Genomic DNA, 18,667 nt, shown 5'->3' on the forward strand with positions numbered 1-18,667 from the left:
CCGGTTCATGCTACGAGCATCAGCCCGGTCAGTACCGTCATCGCCAGCTCGCACGCGTAGACCGTCGCCGGCGACGAGAGCACGGTCTGAGTTTCCCCCGATTCCGCGGTAGCCGCGAGTACGCGCGTCATCCCGACGCCGAGGACGAGCGCCGCGATCCAGACGTAGGCCGTGAGTAGCAACGTTGCAGTTCCGGGTGGTGCGCCCATCGCCATTCCGGGCATCGCCGTTCCCATCCCGGGACGCAGCAGCATGACCACCATCGCCACTCCGACGATCCCGTGGTGCGAATCGAGCAAGGGCGAGCCGGTGCAGGACTCGACCGCGCGGCCACGGAGTCGGGCCCGCACCCGACGTCCCCAGTCGAACGCGGCCCACGTGGCGAGCGCGGCGAAGAAGCTCACGCTCACGACACCGGGGGGCCGCGGCACGCCCGGAGCCAGCAGCACCGCCATGCCCGAACTCATCGCCGCGTGCCCGATTTCACGATGGCGGTCCAGGCCCGGCAGGTTCTCGAGGGCGAGCCGGGCCGTCGCCCGTCCCGCCAGCAGCAGCAGTACAAGAGTGAAAAACCAGGCGAGAAGCGGCGAAATCGACAGCACGTGGCATCCCTCCGCATAGTGGGCTTCCCGCGCAACACATTCGTTACTCACGGTGAGCGAACGTTATAACAGTGCGCCGGGCTTGCAAACATGTGACTCCGCGCGCCCCCGCCATTCATCGGTCGCCGTCGATGCGCCACACTGGGCCACGTGGAATCGAGTTCGGTCAGGGTGCTGCGGGCGGCGTTGTTCGCGCTCGTCTGCGTCGGCACCGGCACCGAACTGCACCGGCTGGCCAACGGCAGCGACCCGAGCTGGGTCGGGCCGGGTCTCGCCCTGCCGATCGTGTGGCTGGCCGCTTACGGCCTCGCCCGCAGGCAACGGTCGTCGCTCGCCATCACCCTCGTGCTCGGGCTCGCGCAGCTCGGCCTGCACGTCGAACTCGGCTGGTTCTGCCCGAAGACGATGCCGGGCATGCCGGGCTCTTCCATGGGCTCCGGCCACGGCACGTCCGCCATGGTCCTGGCGCACGTCGTCGCCGTGCTCGTCAGCGGCTGGTGGCTCGGTCGCGGCGAGAGCAGCTTCTTCGCACTCTGCCGTACCGTCGCGTCGCTCGCCGCCCCGGCCGGGGACTTCCTCGCGCGCCGCCTGATCGCCGCACTGAGCAGCCCGCCGCCGCTGCCGGCTCGTCGCGGAATCCACGCCACCGCACGGCAGACGACGTCGCCGCCCGAGGGTCCCGCGCCGAGCCCGCGGGTGCTGCGCGGTCCGCCCGCATTCGTTCCCCGCACGAATAGGAGGCTCCACCCGATCACCAACATGTAAGGGCTCTCGTTTAATGCTGCCTTCCCTCGGCGTGCCTTCGGGCCGCCGCGCCGCCGTTGTCGGCGCCCTCACCTTCGCCGGTCTGGCCATCGCCGCCACCGCGTCCGCCCACGTCACCGTCAGCCCGACCTCGTTGCCGCAGGGATCCACCGCGGAGCTCACCTTCAAGGTGCCGAACGAGGAGTCGAGCGCGAACACGGTCTCCCTGCAGTTGCAGATCCCCACGGATCACCCGATCGCCCAGGTGCTCGCGAAGCCGGTGCCGGGCTGGACGATCGCCGTGCACACCGTGAAGCTCGCCAAGCCGCTGACCACCGACGACGGCACGTTCACCACCGCCGTCAACGAGATCGACTGGACCGGGGGCAGCATCCAGCCGGGCCAGTACCAGGACTTCCAGGTCTCCGTGGACCCGCTGCCGAGCGACACGACGCAGTTGGCCTTCAAGGCGGTGCAGACGTATTCGAACGGCGACGTCGTGCGCTGGATCGATCTGAGCACGAGCAGCAACCCGAACCCGGACCACCCGGCACCCGTGCTCACCCTCACCCCGGACTCGTCCGGCTCGGCCACGGCGACGGCCACGGCCTCCGCGGCTCCCGCTGCGGCGTCGACCTCCGCATCGTCCTCGTCCTCCGGCAACGGCCTCGGCATCGCAGGGCTCGTACTCGGCGCGATCGGCGCCGCGTGCGGCATCGCCGCGCTGCTGTTCGTCCGCAAGACCCGTCGGAGCGACACCCCGTGAGGCTGTCGCCCGCATCCCCTGGCCCGGCGGGTTTCCGCCGGGCCAGGGCCCTGCTCGTCTCGCTCGCCGTCGCCGTGGGCATCGTGCTCGCGGTGGCCGCTCCGGCCTCGGCGCACGCCACGCTCGAGGGCTCGACCCCCGCGCAGAACTCCGTGGTCACGACCGCGCCCGGCCAGGTCACGCTCACCTTCGACGAGGCCGTCGGAATCAGCGCGGACAGCATCCGGGTCTTCAATCCGAACGGCGACCGCGTGGACGACGGCGACACCACGTCCACCTCGAACCCCGCCGAGATCGAAATCGGCCTGCGCTCCGGCCTGGCCAACGGCACGTACACGATCGCCTGGCACGTGATCTCGGCCGACTCGCACCCGGTCGAGGGCGCATTCGTGTTCTCTGTCGGCACCGCGTCGGCGACGAAGGTCAATGAGGCCTCGATCAACGTGAAGTCGAGCACCGCCGTCGGCCTCTTCTACGGCGCGCTGCGTTGGCTGGGCTATCTGGGTTACGCGCTGCTGTTCGGCGGATTCGCCTTCCTGGCCCTGTGCTCGCCCAAGAGTGCGTCCGATCGGCGGTCCTTCCGAGTGCTGGCGATCGGCTGGACGGCGTCGCTCGCTGCCGCGATCGGAGTACTCGTCGTACAAGGTGCGTACGCGGGGGAGCTGCCGCTCGGCAGCGCCCTCGATTCGAGCGTGCTCAGCGGCACGCTCAACACGCGCTTCGGCCAGGCCGTCGTCGCGCGCCTGCTGCTGCTCGCCCTCGCCGCGCCCCTGCTGGCGGCCACGCTCAACCGGCTGCCGGCCGCGACCGCCCGCGGCCGCGGGTACTTCCTGGCGGCGATCGGCGTCCTCGGCGTGCTCGGCGCGGCGACCTGGGCGGCGGGCGACCACGCGTCGACCGGGGAACAGGTGCCGATCGCCGTGTTCTCCGACCTGGTCCACCTGACGTCGATGGGACTCTGGCTCGGCGGCCTCGCGATGCTCGTTGTCGTCGTCTGCCGCCCGACGTCGGACTCCAGATCAGACGTGGCCGCGTCGGTCACCGCGGTCCAGCGCTTCTCCCGCCTCGCGCTCTGCTGCGTCGGCGCGCTCGTGGTCAGCGGCGTCTACCAGGCCTGGCGCAACGTCGGCTCCTGGTCGGCGCTGAGCGGTACCCCGTACGGCCGAATGGTCGTACTGAAGATCGGCGGTCTGTGCATCCTGGCCGGCCTCGGCTGGATGGCCCGCGACTGGATCCGCCGCACGGTCGAGCACACCGGCCGGGTCGCCGTCGCCCAGGCCCAGCGGATGGAACCGGCTGACCTGCTGTCCCGGCTGCGCCGCTCGGTGGCGCTGGAGGCCGGCGTGGCGCTGATCGTCCTGGCGATCAGCTCGATCCTGGTGGAGAGTCAGCCGGGCCGCACGGCCGAGGCGGCCCAGACCGGGCCGACGAACGCCACGCTGGCCTTCAACACCGGCACGGCCTCCGGCACGATCACGGTCTACGTCGGCCCGGGCACCGAGGGCCCGAACCAGGCGCACCTCTACGTGAACAACGCGAAGGGCCTGCCGTACGACGCGGCTCAGATCACCCTGCAGTTCACCCTTCCGGCCCAAAAGCTCGGTCCGCTCACCGCGACCATCGTGCGAGACGGCCCCGGTCACTACGTGGACCAGCCGCTCGCGCTCGGCTTCCCGGGAACCTGGACCCTGAGCGTGACCATCCGCAGCGACAACTTCAACGAGACGACGCTCACCGTGCCGGTGAAGATCAGCCCCTGAGCTGACGGATCTTCACCCGCTTGTCAAGGAACACGACATACGTCTGCTCCATCCGACTGACAAATCTGCATATTAATGGTCGAACCGGAGCACACTACTCTCGTGAACGGAGTAGGCAGCAGGCTCAGCAGGGGACGGTGGAAGGCTCCCACGGCGCTCGGCGTCGCGGCGGTCGTGGTGGCCGGGGCCGGCTGGCTCGGCGTCGAGTCGGGTGTGCTGGGCGGCGGCTCGGGCTCCGGCGACGGGTACGTGGCGGCGCCGGTGAACAACGCGGCGCCCGCGAAGGCCAGCGTCGCGGACGGGTCCTCGGGCGTCACCCCGGACACGCCGGTCGTGCTCACCGCCCCGGCGGGCGAGACGATCGGCTCCGTGACGCTCGCCGACGCGGCCGCCCACGCGGTCGCCGGCAGCTACAGCGCGGACCGCAGAACGTGGACGTCCGCCGCTGACCTGCGCGTCGCGGACACCTATCAGCTGACCGCCGAGACGAGCGCGCCGAGCGTGAACGGCGTCGGACTGCAGCACGAGACGTTCTCCACCGCCAACGAGGAGAACAACATCAGGTTCGACGACATGTACCCGGTCGACGGTTCGACCGTCGGCGTCGGCCAGCCCGTCGTCCTCGAGTTCGAGCATCCGGTCCCGCAGGCCGACCGCGCCGGCGTCGAGCACGCCCTGACGGTCTATTCGACCCCGGAGCAGCCGGGCTCCTGGGGCTGGCTCTCCAGCCAGCGCGTCGACTACCGGCCGCGGAACTACTGGAAGCCGGGCACGAAGGTGCACGTGGCGATGTCTCTCAGCGGCGTGCAGATCGGCGACGGCCAGTTCGGCGCCAAGGACCACAGCCTCGACTTCACCGTCGGCCGCGACCAGGAGACCCTGGTCAACCTCGCGAGCGACCACGCCACCGTCTACCGCGACGGCCAGGAGGTGCACAGCTTCGCCGTCACCGGCGGCATGCCCGGACTCGACACCTGGGCCGGCACCTACGCGGTGATCGACAAGTCTTCCGATGTCCGCATGGACTCGCGCACAGCGGGCCTCGGCGACGCGTATGACATCCCCGACGTGAAGTGGGACGTGCACTTCACCTATTCGGGCTCATACATCCACTCCGCCCCCTGGTCGATGTCCGCCCAGGGAGTGACCAACGTGTCCCACGGCTGCGTCGGCACCAACCCCGGCGACGCGGAGTGGTACTTCGACAGCACCCTGCCCGGCGACGTCATCCGCGTCATCAACTCCCCGCGCACCGCCGCGCTGGGCAACGGCTTCAACGACTGGCAGGAGTCCTGGTCCTCCTGGCAGGCGCAGTCGGCGATCTGACAGGAAAACAGTCAGACTATATGGTCTGGGTATGGTGCTCGAGCCCGAGGACGCGATACCTCCGACGTATCTCCCCGCGACCGACACCCCGGTCGAGAAGAAGCAGGCCGGCGAGTCGAACTCCGTCGTGTTCTTCTGCGTCCTCGGCATCCCGTGGCTGGCGGGAGCCGGTTGGCTGGAGTGGAACAACCACCACACCGGGTGGGTCTCGCTCCTGCTGCTGAGCGGTTTCGCCTTCGTGGCGACCGGATTCGTCGGGCGGAAGTACACCGACGGCCTGATCATCTGCCTGTTGCTGCTCTGGCTCGGTCTCTACGTCTACGGCCTAGTCACGGCCGAATCGATCTCACTGCGGGTGTGGCTCGGCGTCTGGCTGCTGGACGCGTTCGTGCTCTTCGGCGGCGCGTTGCCACGGGCCCCCCGGGAGTTGCCGCAGGCCCCTGCGACCGGGGAGATTCACGATCGCAGGGGCCCGGAACTCTAGAACAGCGAAGCCGTCGGCTAGAACATCGAAGCCGTCAGCGCGTTCGTGAGCGCGCCGCTGGTCGTGTCCTCGTCGAGCGACCACACCGAGGCGCCGCGCAGGCCGGCGAGATCGATGTACAGGCCCTTCTCCGTCAGGGTCTGCGGGGAATCGTACGAGTAGAACGTCTCGGACGCCGGGTCGTACTTCCAGATCGACGCCGTCACCGGGTCGTAGTGCACCGTGCCCGGCTGGTTGACGACCACGTTGTACGCGGCCTGATCCTCCGCCGACGCGCCCGTCGCACTCTGGTACAGCCCGTTGTTCACGTTCGCGACGCCGGTCCAGGCGTGCGCGTAGTACGGGAGTTCCAGCGCGATCTTGTCCGCCGGGACGCCGTGCTGCTCGTAGTACTGCACGCTCTGCAGGATCGAGAACTTGTCGTTCGCGGCCTGCGGGTCCTTCGGATCGGGCAGCAGGTTCGAGGTGAAGTCGGTCTGGTTCTCCCAGGCGCCGTGGAAGTCCAGCGTCATCACGTTGAACCAGTCCAGCGACTTCGCGAGCTGCGGGAGCTGCAGCTGCTGGGCGGCGGTGTACTGGTTCGGCGACACGTCCGCGGTCAGCACGTAGCGCTCGCCGTTGGCCGCGCCGGCCTGGTCCACGGCGCCGCGGAAGCTCTGCAGCAGCGCGGTGTAGTCAGGGGTGTCCTGCGGCCCGTAGGGGTTGCCGTTGCCGGGCTCGTTGGGGTACTCCCAGTCGATGTCGAGGCCGTCGAAGATGCCCTTGGCGGCTCCCGGGGCCAGCCCGGGGATGTTGCCGTTCAGGTACTGGTCGACGCAGGAGTTCACGAAGGCCTGCCGGCCTGCCGCCGTCGAGGCGATCTGCGAGAACTGGCCGGACCAGGACCAGCCGCCGATCGACATCACGATCTTGAGCTTCGGGTACTTCGCCTTCAGTTCCCTGAGCTGGTTGAAGTTGCCCGCGAGCGCCTGGGCCGAGGTGTCGGCCACGCCGTTCACGGCCTGGTCGGCGGTGAACGGCTTCTGGTAGTCGGCCCACGAGTCGCCGGAGGTGCACAGGCCGGCCGCGGACACGCTCGAGAACGCGTAGTTGATCTCGGTCAGCTTGCTCGCGGCGCCGTCGCTGATCAGGTCCTTCTCCAGGAAGCCGTTGTAGATGCTCCACTGGGTGAAGAAGCCGATGGCGACCTTGCCGCCGGCGTGCGCCTCGGCCGGGGCCGCGGCCTGCGCCGCGCCGGGCAGCGCGATGTCCGCCGTGAGCAACGTGGCCGCGATCAACAGGGGCGCGAACGATCGTCTCAATATGCTCATGTACGACTTGCTCTCCTCGGTACGGGGCGAGCCTGAGGTGCGGGCAGCCGAAATGGACTAGACCATAGCGAGCACAGGTATAGTCCAATTTCGGCCGCGGTACAAGAGCAACGGCTTGGCAGGTGTTCAGTGCTTGTGTTCAGTGCTTGCGGCGGTACCCGCGCAGCGAGAACGGACGCCGGAGCAGCAGGCCCGCGCCGATCAGGAACACGCCGCTCACGCCGAGCACCATGCCCTCGCTGTGCATGCCCTCGCTGCTCACGATGTCGTCCGCCGCGAGCTGCGGGGAGATCTGCGTCGACGTGGAGCTCGCGGACGCGCCGGCCGTGGCCGGGCCGTACCCGCCCAGGCCGAGCGGCGCGTAGGGGCTCACGCCGGGCGGGTTGATCTCGGAGGCCAGCTGCGAGAGCGTCGCGTAGAGGTCGCCGGAGGACGGGTTCGGCGGCAGCGTGGTCGAGTTGACCACTCCGTCGTACCGGAAGGCCGCGAAACCGTTGTCCACGAAGGCGGAGAGCGGCGCGTCCACGACGTACCGCGCGACCGTGCCCGGGTGCGCCTCTTCGTAGTAGTTGAACTCGGTGTGCTGCGAGTTCGCCCAGCCCGCGAACAGGACCGTGTGCTTCGAGGAGAGCAGGTTGTCGCCGGGCAGCAGCTCGGAGGGGTCGATGGTCTGCGAGACCAGGTTCAGGTTCCCGGTCCAGAAGTCCGTGTTCTGATCCAGGTCCCAGGCCATCGACACGTAGCCGGAGCAGTCCTGCCGGTAGGTGCCGTTCTGGTTCGTGTACCAGTTGGTCTGGCTGTAGGGCACCTGCGCCTCGACCCACAGCTCCGCGCGGGCGATGATCTGCGCGCGGGTGATGGTGCCGTGCGAGAGTTGGTAGGCGGCGTCGCCCGGGGGAACGGCGGTGTACGGGAAGTACGAGTCGGAGCCCGGGTAGCCGAAGGTCGGAATCGACGAGATGCCGCCGCCGGCCGGCTGCGTGGGTATGCCGCCGCTCGCGGGGGTCGTGCTGGCCGCCGTGGTCGTCTTCGTCTTGCTCGGCGACGCGCTGGCCGACGCGGTGTGCGACGCGCTCGCCGACGCCGACGCGGACTTCGTGGCGGTCGCCGTCGCGGTGGCGGTGTCCGTCGAGCACGTCGGGGGCGGGCTCGAGGTCGTGCCGGTGCCGGTGGCGGTCGGCGAGCCGGTCCCGCCGGTGCCGGTGCCGGTGCCGGTGCCGGTGGCCGTGGGCGTCGCCGTCGGGGATATCGAGTCAGTGCTCGAAGCCGTGGGCGAATCGCTCGCCGTCGCAGACTTCGAAGGTGAGGCCGACGCGGTCGCCGTGCTGGTGCAGGACGGGCTCGGCGAGGCCGAAGCCGCCGCCGCCGGGAAGGCGAGGGCCGTGCCGTACACGATCGATCCCGCGCCCAGGGAGAGTGCGAAGGCCACGGTGAGACGCCGTGACCGTGTAAAGGACGTCGTGTCCTGATTCCGCTGCTTCGTCACGACCTCTCCCGTTGCGTGAGTGGCGGTTCCAGATCTTGCCGAGGACCAACCTAGCAACGCTTGCTTAATTCGTGGAGGGGGGAGATCCGTAACAGTAGGGAAATACCGCCCCCAAGCCACCCTCTAGCCAACCGGCTCGCGTCGCATTACGTTGCGAGCGGGGCGCGCGCTGTGAGCGCCCCGTCCTGATACCCACCCGGCCTGGCCGGCCGAGGTGCGGCCAACGGGGGGATCAGAGACGTCAGTACTTCATAGAGCTGGGAGCTGCCGGTGAGCATCGGCGCCATGGACGGCCCGTCCCCGGACCACGCGGTGGGCGCTTCGGGGACCGCCGAGACCTGGTCGGAGACGGTCGTGGGAATCGACCTGCCGAGACTGACCCGCTACCTCGCGGTGCGGCTGCCGGGTTCGATCAGACCGCCGCTGCGCGCGATGCCGCTGCCCGGCGGGCGGTCCAACCTCAGCTACGAGCTCTGCGACGGGGAGGGCCGGGTGCTGGTGCTGCGCCGTCCGCCGCTGCCGCTCGGGCCCGGCGGGCACGTCCCGGTGCCGGCCGCGCTGGCCGCCCCGGCCCCGGAGACCAGCCGCTCGGACATCCGGCGCGAGTACCAGGTCATCAGGGCCCTGCATCAGGCGCACGGGCGGGCGGGCCGGGTGCCGGTGGCCGAGCCGTACCTGCTGTGCCAGGACACCTCGGTGATCGGCGCGCCGTTCTTCGTCACCGCCAAGGCGATCGGCACCGTCTACCGCTCCGAGAAGCAGTGCGCGGCGCTCAGTCCCAGCCAGGCGCGCGCGATCTCGCACGGGCTGCTCGACGTGCTCGTCGCGCTGCACCTGCTGGACGTGCGCGCGGCCGGCCTCGCGGACTACGCGCGCACCGACCAGTTCCTCATCCGCCAGGTCGACCGCTGGGACCGGCTGCACGCGGCCAGCGCGAGCCGCGAGGTGCCCAGGCTCGCCCGGCTGGCCGCCGCGCTGCGCGCCGGGGTGCCGAACACCAGCCGGATAGCCGTGCTGCACGGGGACTACCGGCTGGAGAACGTGGTCTTCGATCTGGCCTCCATCGGCCGGGTGAACGCGGTGCTGGACTGGGAGGCGGCGACGATCGGGGACCCGCTGGTGGACCTCGGGCTGCTGCTGACCTTCTGGGAGGGCCCGGACCAGCCGCTCAACCCGATCGCCTCGGCGCACACCCGCACCCGCGGCTTCCCCTCCAAGCGGCAGCTCGCCGACCGCTACGCGACCCGCACCGGCTTCGACCTGAGCCGGATCGGCTGGTACATCGCGCTCAACCACTACCGCGTGGCCGGACTGCTCGAGGTGCTGCACTACCGGGTCAAGCACGGACTGCACGTGCCGCCCGGCCTGGAGTGCGCCGGCAGCTGGGTCGCCCCGCTCGTGGAGAGCGGGCTCGCGGCGCTGCGCGACAACCTCTGAGCTCTGACCCGCTCGCGGGGGGCGCGAAATGCCCGGCGCGCGAGCCCCGGATGTCCTAGGGTGAGTCGGACGCCCTGCGTGTCGGCCCGCGGGGGGCGGGTATTCGGGGACGGTGGCCAGCGGGACGGAGCGGATGGCGGGCAGCGGCGGTACGCGGTGGGCGCCGGTGCGTGTGGCACAGTTCTTCACCGGCGAACTCGACCGCGTCTTCCGCCCGGTGCTGGTCGAGGTGCGCGCCCGCGGCTGGCGCGCGATCCCGCTCTCCCTCGCCTCCGCGGCCCTGATCGCGATCTTCGCGCTGCTCCAGCACACCGATCCGGGCTGGTGGCTGGTCGAGCATGTCGCCGCCGTCTACCAGGCCCTGCCGATCTGGCTGATCGTGCTGCGGCTGCCGCTGTCCATGTTCGCCCCCGCGCCGGATCTGCCCGCGTGGGGAGCGGTGGCCCAGGTGCTCGTCGTGTTCGGCGTCGCCGAGGTCCAATTGGGGCGTTGGCGCACTTTGCTGCTCGCCGTGTGCGCCAATGCGCTCACCACGCTCTCCGCGCGCCTCATGTGGATTGTGAGCGCGGTGCTCGGTGTGGGTACCCCGCAGATCGACGCGTACGAACTGGATACCGGCCCGTCGACCGTCGTCGTCGCGCTCTCGGTATACGTCCTGCTCAGATGCCGTGCCTACATCCTGCTGTCGGCCATCGCCGTCGCCATGGTGCTCGAGACGGTGCTGCTGCCGAACCTCGCCGGGCGCGAACATCTCGTCTCCCTCGGCCTCGGCGCGGCCGCGTACCTCATCGGAGACCGGCTTCCGGTCGCACTGCGTGACCGCAGGGCCCGCCGGGCGGTGTGATACCGCTCACATCTGACGGCGTGTCAGGCAAACTTGGGACGGAACCGAGTCGACAATCGGAGCGATCTTGGAATATATACGAATCCTGATCGCAAGGTCGGCCCACCGGGTCGGCCCGACGCCGGAGAATCGGAGCCGTACCCACCGTGACGCCAGAGCGCGCTATACCCCGTCCCCGCCGGGGCGCACCGCAAACCGTCGCGGCGGGACCCGCGCCGCAGCTGGCGGCGCATCGGGACCGGGGGACCGTCGCGGTGATCCTCTTCCAGCACGGGCCGCTGTTCGAGAACGCGATACCGCTGACCGTCTTCGGCGTGGACCGCCGCGGCCACGGGCTGCCGTACTACCGGCTGCTCGCGTGCATGGGCGAGGCCGGGCCGCTGCCCACCACCGGCGGAATACTGCTGGCCACGCCGTACGGACTGGCCGCCGCCGACGCCGCGGGCACCGTCATCGTGCCGGCCTGGCGCTCGCCCACCGACCGCCCCCCGGAGCCGGCGCTGGCCACGCTGCGCCGCGCGGCCAAGGAGGGCGCCCGCGTCCTCGGCCTGGACAGCGGGGTCTTCGTGCTCGCCGCGGCCGGGCTGCTGGACGGCCGCCGCTGCACCACGCACTGGCTGCACGCCCCGGCCCTGGCCCGCCGCTATCCGCGCGCCCAGGTGCTGCCGCGCGAACTGTGCGTGGACGACGGCGAGATCATCACCGGCGCGGGCGCGGCCGCCGGTCTGGACGCCTGCCTGCACGTCGTGCGCCGCGACCACGGCGCCCAGGCCGCCGCGAGGCTGGCCAGGCGCCTCGTCTTCCCGGCCGGGCGGCGCGGCGGTCAGACCCCGTACTTCGACAACGACGTGCCCGATGAGCTGCGCGGCGACCCGCTCGCGGACGCGATGGCCTGGGCGCTCGACCACCTGACCGAGCCGCTGGACGTGGACGCGATGGCCTCCCGCGCTTCGATGTCCCGGCGCTCCTTCGACCGCAAGTTCCGCGGCACCGTGGGCGTCGCGCCGCTGCAATGGCTCAACGCCCAACGCGTCATGTACGCGCAGCGCATGCTCGAATCCACCGACCTGCCGATGGATCAGATCGCGATCCGCAGCGGCTTCGGCTCGCTGGTCGCGATGCGCGGCCACTTCCGTCGGATGCTCTCCACCTCGCCCACCGCGTATCGCGGCAGCTTCCGCACCGATGACCGGGGCGAAACCAAGGACGATGTCAAGGAAGAGTCCAAGGATGATGTGAGCGAGAACATGGCGGACGTGGAGACTCCGGTGGATGGTTGAGTGCGCGGGCGGTTACCCTCGACTCCATGAATGACCGGCTGGTGTGGATCGACTGCGAAATGACGGGCCTCGATCTCGAGCATGATGCGCTCATCGAGGTGGCCGCGCTGGTGACCGACTCGGATCTGAACATCCTCGGCGACGGCGTGGACGTGGTGATCAAACCCCCGGCCGAGGCTCTGGCGCAAATGAAGGACCTGGTCAGGGACATGCACACGCGCTCCGGCCTGCTGGCCGAGCTGGAGCGGGGGATGGACCTGGCCGAGGCGCAGCGCGAGGTGCTCGCGTACATCCGCGCGCACGCGCCCGAGGCCAACAAGGCCCCGCTGGCCGGCAACACCGTGGGCACCGACCGCGGCTTCCTGGCCCGGGACATGCCGGAGCTCGAGGGACACCTGCACTACCGCGTCGTGGACGTCTCCTCCATCAAGGAGCTGGTGCGCCGCTGGTACCCGCGGGTCTACTTCCAGGCCCCGGCGAAGACCGGCAACCACCGCGCCCTCGGCGACATCAAGGATTCCATCGAGGAGCTCAAGTACTACCGGGCCACTGTCTTCGTCCCGCTGCCCGGCCCGACCTCGGAGGATGCACGCGACGCGGCCGCGAAGCTGGGCTCCTAGCGGAGCCCGAATAGCTGTTGCTGACCACCCCCGGAGACCCGCTACACTATTGCGAGTGCCGAGCTCCCTCGTGGAGCGCGGAACGATGGTGGGTGTAGCTCAGTTGGTAGAGCACCTGGTTGTGGTCCAGGTGGCCGCGGGTTCAAGTCCCGTCACTCACCCTCTATATCTCTAAGGTCAGGCCCCGGTCGCTGATGCGGCTCGGGGCCTGACTTGCTTCCGCTCTCGACTTCGGCATACCCTACAGGGGTATGGTTCTCTTGGAGGAAGGAGGCTCGGGATGCACGGTTACACGGATGCCAAGGACGACTACCTCAAGCGTCTGCGCCGGATAGAGGGCCAGGTTCGCGGCCTGCAGCGGATGATCGAGGAGGACAAGTACTGCATCGACATCCTCACCCAGGTCTCCGCGGCCAAGAGCGCCCTGGAGTCCGTGGCCCTCGGCCTGCTCGAGGAGCACCTGGCGCACTGCGTTTCCGAGGCCATGGCCGAAGGGGGCGAGGTCGCCGACGCCAAGGTGCGCGAGGCCTCCGCCGCGATCGCCCGCCTGGTCCGCTCCTGAAGAACCCGAACCGCGGAACCCTAACCGCAGAACCCGAACACCCTCGTACGACCGGAGAATGGAGCACCCCATGACCGAGATCGAGATCACCCCGAAGCCCGCTGATCTCACCTCCAGCCCCGTCGTCACCGTCTACTCGGTCCACGGCATGAGCTGCGGCAACTGCGCAGGCCACGTGACCGAGGAGCTTTCCGCGATCGAGGGCGTGACCGGCGTGCGGGTGGACCTCGAGGCCAAGAAGGTGACCGTCGGTTCGATCCGCGAGCTCACCGAGGACGAGGTGCGCGCCGCCGTCGACGAGGCCGGATACGAGCTGGTCTGAGCCGGATCGACGTGGAAGCGGGAACTCAACGGCGGCAGGAGGCATCCATGAGCGCCATACGGACCGAGGATCGAGTCGAGCTCGACATCACCGGCATGACCTGCGCGTCGTGCGCGGCCCGGATCGAGAAGAAGCTCAACCGGATCGAGGGCGTGACCGCGACGGTGAACTACGCCACCGAGAAGGCGGCCGTCGCATACCCCCCGGAGGTTTCACCGGCGGAGCTGATCGCCGTCGTCGAGGCCACCGGCTACGGCGCCGCCCTCCCCGTCCCTCCACAGCCCCCTGCGACCCCCGCGACGCCCGGCGCCGGGGCCGCCTCCGATTCCGCGCCCGCCGCTCGCCCGCCGTTCCCCCTGCACCAACGCCTCCTCATCTCCGCCCTCCTCGCCGCCCCCGTCCTCGTCCTCTCCATGATCCCGGCGCTGCAGTTCCGGAACTGGCAGTGGCTCGCCCTCGTGCTCGCCGCGCCCGTCGTCGTCTGGGGCGGGCTGCCCTTCCATCGTGCGGCCTGGACCAACCTGCGGCACGGCGCCGCCACGATGGACACGCTGATCTCCCTCGGCACGATCGCGGCGTTCGGCTGGTCGCTCTACGCCCTGTTCTTCGGCGGGGCCGGCGATCCGGGGATGCGTATGGACTTCTCCCTCACCGCGAGCCGCGGTGCGAAGGAGATCTATCTCGAGGTCGCCTCGGCGGTCACCGTCTTCATCCTGCTCGGCCGATACCTGGAGGAGCGGGCGAAGCGCAGCTCCGGCGCGGCCCTGCGCGCCCTGCTCGAACTCGGCGCCAAGGAGGCGACCCGGCGCGCGCCCGACGGCACCGAGGAACGCATCGCCATCGAGGCGCTCGTCGTCGGCGACCTCTTCGTCGTCCGGCCGGGCGAGAAGATCGCCACCGACGGCGTCGTCGTCGAGGGCATGTCCGCCGTCGACGCCTCGATGCTCACCGGCGAATCAGTCCCCGTAGAGGTCCGCCCGGGGGCCGAGGTCAGCGGCGGCACCGTCAACAGCGGCGGCGTCCTCGTCGTCCGCGCGACCAAGGTCGGCAGGGACACCAAGCTCGCCCAGATCGCCGAACTCGTCGTCCGCGCGCAAACCGGCAAGGCCGCCGTCCAGCGCCTAGCCGACCGCGTCGCAGCGATCTTCGTCCCCGTAGTCATCGCCCTCGCCCTCGCGACCCTCGCCGCCTGGCTATTCGCCGGCGGCGGCGTGGCCCACGCCTTCACCGCGGCCGTAGCCGTACTGATCATCGCCTGCCCCTGCGCCCTAGGCCTGGCCACCCCCACCGCCCTCCTAGTAGGCACCGGCCGCGGCGCCCAACTCGGCCTACTCATCAAGGGCCCCGAGGTCCTGGAGTCCACCAAGCGCGTAGACACCATCGTCCTCGACAAGACCGGCACCGTCACCACCGGCCAAATGACCCTCCAAAGCGCCCACCCCGCCGCCACCGCCCCCGAGGCCGCCGCTGACGCGTCGCCCAATGTCCTCGCCGCCGCCGGTGCCCCTACTCCCACCACCCCCGCCGCCATCTCTTCCTCCGGCTCCTCCGTGTCCTCTGCTTCCTCTGAACTGGTCCGGCTTGCCGCCGCCGTCGAACACCTCGCCGAGCACCCCATCGCCCGCGCCATCTCCGCCGCCGCGAACGCTCCGCTCCCGCCGGTGACCGACTTCCGAGCCACTGCCGGGCTCGGGGTGACCGGGGTCGTCGAGGGGCACGCGGTCGTCGTGGGGCGGCCCGCATACCTCGCCGACGAGTGGTCGCTGCCACTCCCGGCCGACCTTGAGGCCGTCGTCGCCGAGGCGGCCGCCCTCGGGCAGACGCCGGTCGCGGTCGGCTGGGACGGTGCCGTGCGCGGCGTGCTGGTCGTCGCCGACTCGGTCAAGCCGCGGGCCCGAGAGGCCATCGCCGGCCTGCGCGCCCTCGGCCTCGAGCCGATGCTCCTCACCGGTGACCACGAGGCCGCCGCGCGGGCCGTGGCCGCGCAGGTCGGCATCCCGGACTCGGCGGTCATCGCGGGCGTGCTGCCCGAGGGCAAGGCCGAGGCCATCGCTGCTCTCCAAGCTGCGGGCCGCGTAGTCGCCATGGCGGGCGACGGGGTCAACGACGCCGCCGCGCTGGCCACCGCCGACCTCGGCCTGTCCATGGGTACCGGCGCCGACGCCGCGATCGAGGCGGCCGACCTCACCCTCGTGCGCGTCTCGCCCGATGGAACCGGCGTCGACCTGTCCGCCGCCGTGGACGCCATCCGCCTCGCCCGCCGCACCCTCGCCACGATCAAGGGCAACCTGTTCTGGGCCTTCGCCTACAACCTCGCCGCCATCCCGCTCGCCGCCCTGGGTTTCCTCAACCCCCTCATCGCCGGCGCGGCCATGGCGGCCTCCTCCCTCTTCGTGGTCTCCAACTCCCTCCGCCTGCGCCGTTTCCGCAGGTGACAGGCCCTGCCCTTATCGATTTCCGCCCCGGCCCGAGTTACGGTAATCTCTAACGCGCACCACACAACCCCACCAAGCGGTCGGTAACGGTCACTCGGGGTTTGCCATAAGCGCCGTTAGCTCAATAGGCAGAGCAGCTGACTCTTAATCAGCGGGTTCGGGGTTCAAGTCCCTGACGGCGCACCGGATGAAAGCCCCGGCCATCATGGCGATGGCCGGGGCTTTCGCGTATCCGGGGCCGGATATGTCCCGCCATCCTGACGTCGGGAAATCCCACATGGTGGACAGTGTGGGAGGCGTGTGGGAGCGGCCGTTCAAGATCCGTCCCGATCGTGCTTCTCAGGGCTTTGATCGTGTTACACCTCAGCGTGAGCGATGCGCGCATGCGCTGTGAGCTTGGGGTATGCCTGATGCTGTGAGGCAAGTGCCACTCGGGTCTCCGGATGTGGTGTGTCTAGGCACTATCGGCTGCACCTCCACCGAAGCTTTGGCCCTGAGGGTCGGCTCGCCGGCGCCACCGTTCGGCGACGATAGTAGAGACCAAGCCGCGCTCCCAGCACAGCATGCAGCCGTGCAAGACGATGGAGTTTGGACGTGGGACCTGTCCCGTGCCAAGGCATGCCGGGCAGGTGGCGAGAAAGCGGCTATCCCACCGAGCACGTGCCTGCCGGCTCTCTGCGGTCGGCGGCGCAGCCGGTTCCGGGCCTGCCGGAGAATTCGCCGCTGTTGAGCTGGTGGCCAGATGTGGTCCGGAGACTGGTGTCGCCGAAGCCGGTCGCGCGTTCTGTCGAATGATCCCGCGGAGGACTTCTTCCAACTGGGAGTCTGGCGTGATGTCGAAGGCGAGCTGCGCTGCGACGTCCTGGAACCAGCGGGCGTTAGCGTCCTCGTCGCGCATCCTGTCACGGCTCATGACCCACCTCCCGTCGGGCCGTAGCCCTGCGCCTTCAGCGCTTCGTGACGGCGGACGTGTCAAAGTCTTGTTGGGCGGACAGCTGAGTCTGGTTCTGCGGACATCAGAAGTCTTGGTGGGTGGCCACCGACCCTCGTGGGGTGGTCGTGGGGGTTCCTGTTTCGACCCGTTGATCGAGCGGACCTCTTCGGTCGGGTTTGCTGATGTTTGCCGCATTCAGCAATCCGCACCGAAGAGGTCCTGTGACGAAGTCTGGCAGGGAGATCGTGGAAATACTCAGGGCATACGACCTGACACACACCGTGTGGTCCGCCGCGCAGTTGGCTGGTGTCGACCCGAAGACCGTCGAGCGGTACGTCGCGCTGCGCGACGCCGGGCGCAGTCCGTTTGAGCGGGAGCGTCGCCCGCGGGCGATCGACCCGTTCCTGGCCAAGGTCGAGGAGTGGGTGGAGGACTCGGTTGGGAAGATCCGCGCGGATGTGGCGCACCGCAAGCTGGTCGCGATGGGCTTCACCGGGAACGAGCGGACCACCCGGCGGGCGGTCGCGGAGGCGAAGGAGGCCTGGAAGGCCGGGCGCCGGAGAACCTATCGGCCCTGGGTTCCGGAGCCGGGGCTCTGGTTGCAGTTCGACTGGGGAAAGGGCCCTGATATCAGCGGGCGCAAGACCTGGCTGTTCTGCGCCTGGCTGGCCTGGTCGAGGTTCCGGGTGGTGATCCCGGTCTGGGATTCCACGGTCGGGACGACCTCGGCGAACCTGGACCAGGTGTTCCGCACGCTCGGCGGGGTGCCGACGTTCGTGCTCTCGGACAACGCCAAGACCGTGACGGTCGAGCACGTCGCCGGGATCCCGGTCCGTCATCCGCAGATGGTCGCGCTCGGGCGGCACTACGGCTGCTCGGTGGAGTCGTGCGTGCCGTTCGATCCGGAGTCCAAGGGCGGCGTCGAGGCCACGGTGAAGATCGCGAAGTGGGATCTGGTGCCGAAGGCGGCGAACCTGCTACCGGACTACGGCTCGTTCGCCGAGCTGGCCGAGGCCTGCCAGGTGTTCTGCGACCGGGTCAACGCCCGTGCGCACCGGGAGACCGGCAAACGCCCCGTCGACCGGCTCGCGGTCGAGCGCCAGGTGCTGCACCGGGTCCCGGACGTTCCGTTCGCGCTGGCCATCGGTGATCAGCGGGTCGTCGACGACGGGCAGACGGTCCGGTTCGGCTCGGTGCGCTACTCGGTCCCGCCCGGGCACGTCGGGCGGTACGTGTGGTGCCGGGTCGTCGGCGAGGAACTGGTCGTCACCGCCGACACCGCCGCCGGCCTGTCGGAGATCGCCCGCCACGCCCTCTCGACCCCCGGCAACCCGCGGATCGTCGACGAGCACTACCCGCACCACCCCGCGGGGCGCTCGATCCTGGCGCCGAAACCCAAGCCCCGCACGGCGGGCGAGATCGCGTTCCTTCAGATCGGGCCGGGCGCGGAACGCTGGCTGACCGAGGCCGGGGCCACCGGGACGGTCCGGGTCCGGGCGAAGATGGCCCGCGCGGTCGAGCTCGCCGCGCTGCTGGGCGACGAGGTGATCGACACCGCGCTGGACATGGCGGCGGAGGCCGGCCGGTTCGCCGACGGCGACCTGGCCTCGATCGATCGGCGTCCATCCGGGCGAACGCCCAGCGGTTCGATGGTTGGAAGTACTGGAGGTAGAAAGCGCTGTTGATGCCGGCGTCTTGGCTCACGGCGGTCGCGGCTTTGGATGCCGAGGTCGGCATCGCTGTCAGGTCGATCCA

Annotated in this window: 16 protein-coding genes and 2 tRNA genes; 15 read left to right on the top strand and 3 right to left on the bottom strand. The window is 69.9% G+C overall.

Annotated elements, in window-relative coordinates; genetic code table 11:
* Positions 1–5 precede the first annotated feature (5 nt).
* Positions 6–602 (bottom strand): DUF5134 domain-containing protein, encoded by a 597-nt coding sequence (locus tag VG296_RS05900; protein ID WP_325563890.1) that lies wholly within the window; start codon positions 600–602, stop codon positions 6–8.
* Positions 603–752: 150 nt separating this feature from the next.
* On the opposite strand from VG296_RS05900, the gene VG296_RS05905 reads away from it, so the two are divergent.
* From VG296_RS05905 to VG296_RS05925, 5 genes are all read left to right on the top strand, one after another.
* Positions 753–1,367 carry a hypothetical protein gene (locus VG296_RS05905; RefSeq protein WP_325563892.1) on the top strand — a complete coding sequence of 205 codons (615 nt, stop codon included), beginning with the start codon at positions 753–755 and terminating at the stop codon, positions 1,365–1,367.
* 13 nt (positions 1,368–1,380) lie between these two features.
* The gene (locus VG296_RS05910; protein WP_325563894.1) at positions 1,381–2,112 is read left to right on the top strand and encodes a YcnI family protein; all 732 of its coding nucleotides are present in this window, start codon (positions 1,381–1,383) and stop codon (positions 2,110–2,112) included.
* A complete protein-coding gene (locus tag VG296_RS05915; RefSeq protein WP_325563896.1) occupies positions 2,109–3,872 on the top strand; it encodes a copper resistance CopC/CopD family protein in 1,764 nt (587 codons plus the stop codon). The genes VG296_RS05910 and VG296_RS05915 overlap by 4 nt, the downstream gene beginning before the upstream one ends.
* A 102-nt stretch (positions 3,873–3,974) precedes the next feature.
* Positions 3,975–5,198, top strand: coding sequence for a L,D-transpeptidase (locus VG296_RS05920; protein ID WP_325563898.1), 1,224 nt, complete (start codon positions 3,975–3,977; stop codon positions 5,196–5,198).
* 31 nt (positions 5,199–5,229) lie between these two features.
* Positions 5,230–5,682, top strand: a complete 453-nt coding sequence (locus VG296_RS05925) for a hypothetical protein (RefSeq protein ID WP_325563900.1) — start codon at positions 5,230–5,232, stop codon at positions 5,680–5,682.
* Between the two features lie 17 nt (positions 5,683–5,699).
* On the opposite strand, the gene VG296_RS05930 is transcribed toward VG296_RS05925, so the two are convergent.
* The gene (locus VG296_RS05930) at positions 5,700–6,992 is read right to left on the bottom strand and encodes a glycoside hydrolase family 18 protein (protein WP_325563902.1); all 1,293 of its coding nucleotides are present in this window, start codon (positions 6,990–6,992) and stop codon (positions 5,700–5,702) included.
* Between the two features lie 139 nt (positions 6,993–7,131).
* The gene (locus VG296_RS05935) at positions 7,132–8,421 is read right to left on the bottom strand and encodes a hypothetical protein (protein ID WP_325563904.1); all 1,290 of its coding nucleotides are present in this window, start codon (positions 8,419–8,421) and stop codon (positions 7,132–7,134) included.
* A gap of 327 nt (positions 8,422–8,748) precedes the next feature.
* Between VG296_RS05935 and VG296_RS05940 the strand changes: the two genes are divergently transcribed.
* The 10 genes from VG296_RS05940 (at position 8,749) to istA (ending at position 18,597) form a co-directional block, all read left to right on the top strand.
* A complete protein-coding gene (locus VG296_RS05940) occupies positions 8,749–9,915 on the top strand; it encodes a phosphotransferase family protein (RefSeq protein ID WP_325563906.1) in 1,167 nt (388 codons plus the stop codon).
* A gap of 112 nt (positions 9,916–10,027) precedes the next feature.
* On the top strand, positions 10,028–10,759 hold the full coding sequence (locus VG296_RS05945; RefSeq protein WP_325563908.1) for a hypothetical protein: 732 nt from the start codon (positions 10,028–10,030) through the stop codon (positions 10,757–10,759).
* A 254-nt stretch (positions 10,760–11,013) separates the two neighbouring features.
* Positions 11,014–12,039, top strand: coding sequence for a helix-turn-helix domain-containing protein (locus tag VG296_RS05950; protein WP_325563910.1), 1,026 nt, complete (start codon positions 11,014–11,016; stop codon positions 12,037–12,039).
* Positions 12,040–12,065: 26 nt separating this feature from the next.
* Entirely contained in the window at positions 12,066–12,659 is a 594-nt protein-coding gene (orn, locus tag VG296_RS05955) for an oligoribonuclease (RefSeq protein ID WP_325563912.1), read from the top strand.
* Positions 12,660–12,747: 88 nt separating this feature from the next.
* A tRNA-His gene (locus VG296_RS05960) sits at positions 12,748–12,820 on the top strand.
* A gap of 119 nt (positions 12,821–12,939) precedes the next feature.
* Entirely contained in the window at positions 12,940–13,221 is a 282-nt protein-coding gene (locus tag VG296_RS05965) for a metal-sensitive transcriptional regulator (RefSeq protein ID WP_325563914.1), read from the top strand.
* 70 nt (positions 13,222–13,291) lie between these two features.
* The gene (locus VG296_RS05970; RefSeq protein WP_325563916.1) at positions 13,292–13,543 is read left to right on the top strand and encodes a heavy metal-associated domain-containing protein; all 252 of its coding nucleotides are present in this window, start codon (positions 13,292–13,294) and stop codon (positions 13,541–13,543) included.
* Between the two features lie 47 nt (positions 13,544–13,590).
* Positions 13,591–15,978, top strand: coding sequence for a heavy metal translocating P-type ATPase (locus tag VG296_RS05975; protein ID WP_325563918.1), 2,388 nt, complete (start codon positions 13,591–13,593; stop codon positions 15,976–15,978).
* A 110-nt stretch (positions 15,979–16,088) separates the two neighbouring features.
* Positions 16,089–16,161: transfer RNA gene (locus VG296_RS05980), tRNA-Lys, on the top strand.
* A gap of 972 nt (positions 16,162–17,133) precedes the next feature.
* Positions 17,134–18,597, top strand: a complete 1,464-nt coding sequence (gene istA / locus VG296_RS05985; protein WP_325563920.1) for an IS21 family transposase — start codon at positions 17,134–17,136, stop codon at positions 18,595–18,597.
* Positions 18,598–18,667 lie beyond the last annotated feature (70 nt).

Source organism: Actinospica sp., assembly GCF_035552695.1.
Classification (GTDB): Bacteria; Actinomycetota; Actinomycetes; order Streptomycetales; family Catenulisporaceae; genus Actinospica.

Bases quoted from the DNA above. Each gene is read 5' to 3' on its own strand.
- VG296_RS05910 (WP_325563894.1), top strand. From the start codon at position 1,381: ATGCTGCCTTCCCTCGGCGTGCCTTCGGGCCGCCGCGCCGCCGTTGTC.
- VG296_RS05925 (WP_325563900.1), top strand. From the start codon at position 5,230: ATGGTGCTCGAGCCCGAGGACGCGATACCTCCGACGTATCTCCCCGCG.
- VG296_RS05930 (WP_325563902.1), bottom strand. From the start codon at position 6,992: ATGAGCATATTGAGACGATCGTTCGCGCCCCTGTTGATCGCGGCCACG.
- orn (WP_325563912.1), top strand. From the start codon at position 12,066: ATGAATGACCGGCTGGTGTGGATCGACTGCGAAATGACGGGCCTCGAT.
- VG296_RS05965 (WP_325563914.1), top strand. From the start codon at position 12,940: ATGCACGGTTACACGGATGCCAAGGACGACTACCTCAAGCGTCTGCGC.
- VG296_RS05970 (WP_325563916.1), top strand. From the start codon at position 13,292: ATGACCGAGATCGAGATCACCCCGAAGCCCGCTGATCTCACCTCCAGC.
- VG296_RS05975 (WP_325563918.1), top strand. From the start codon at position 13,591: ATGAGCGCCATACGGACCGAGGATCGAGTCGAGCTCGACATCACCGGC.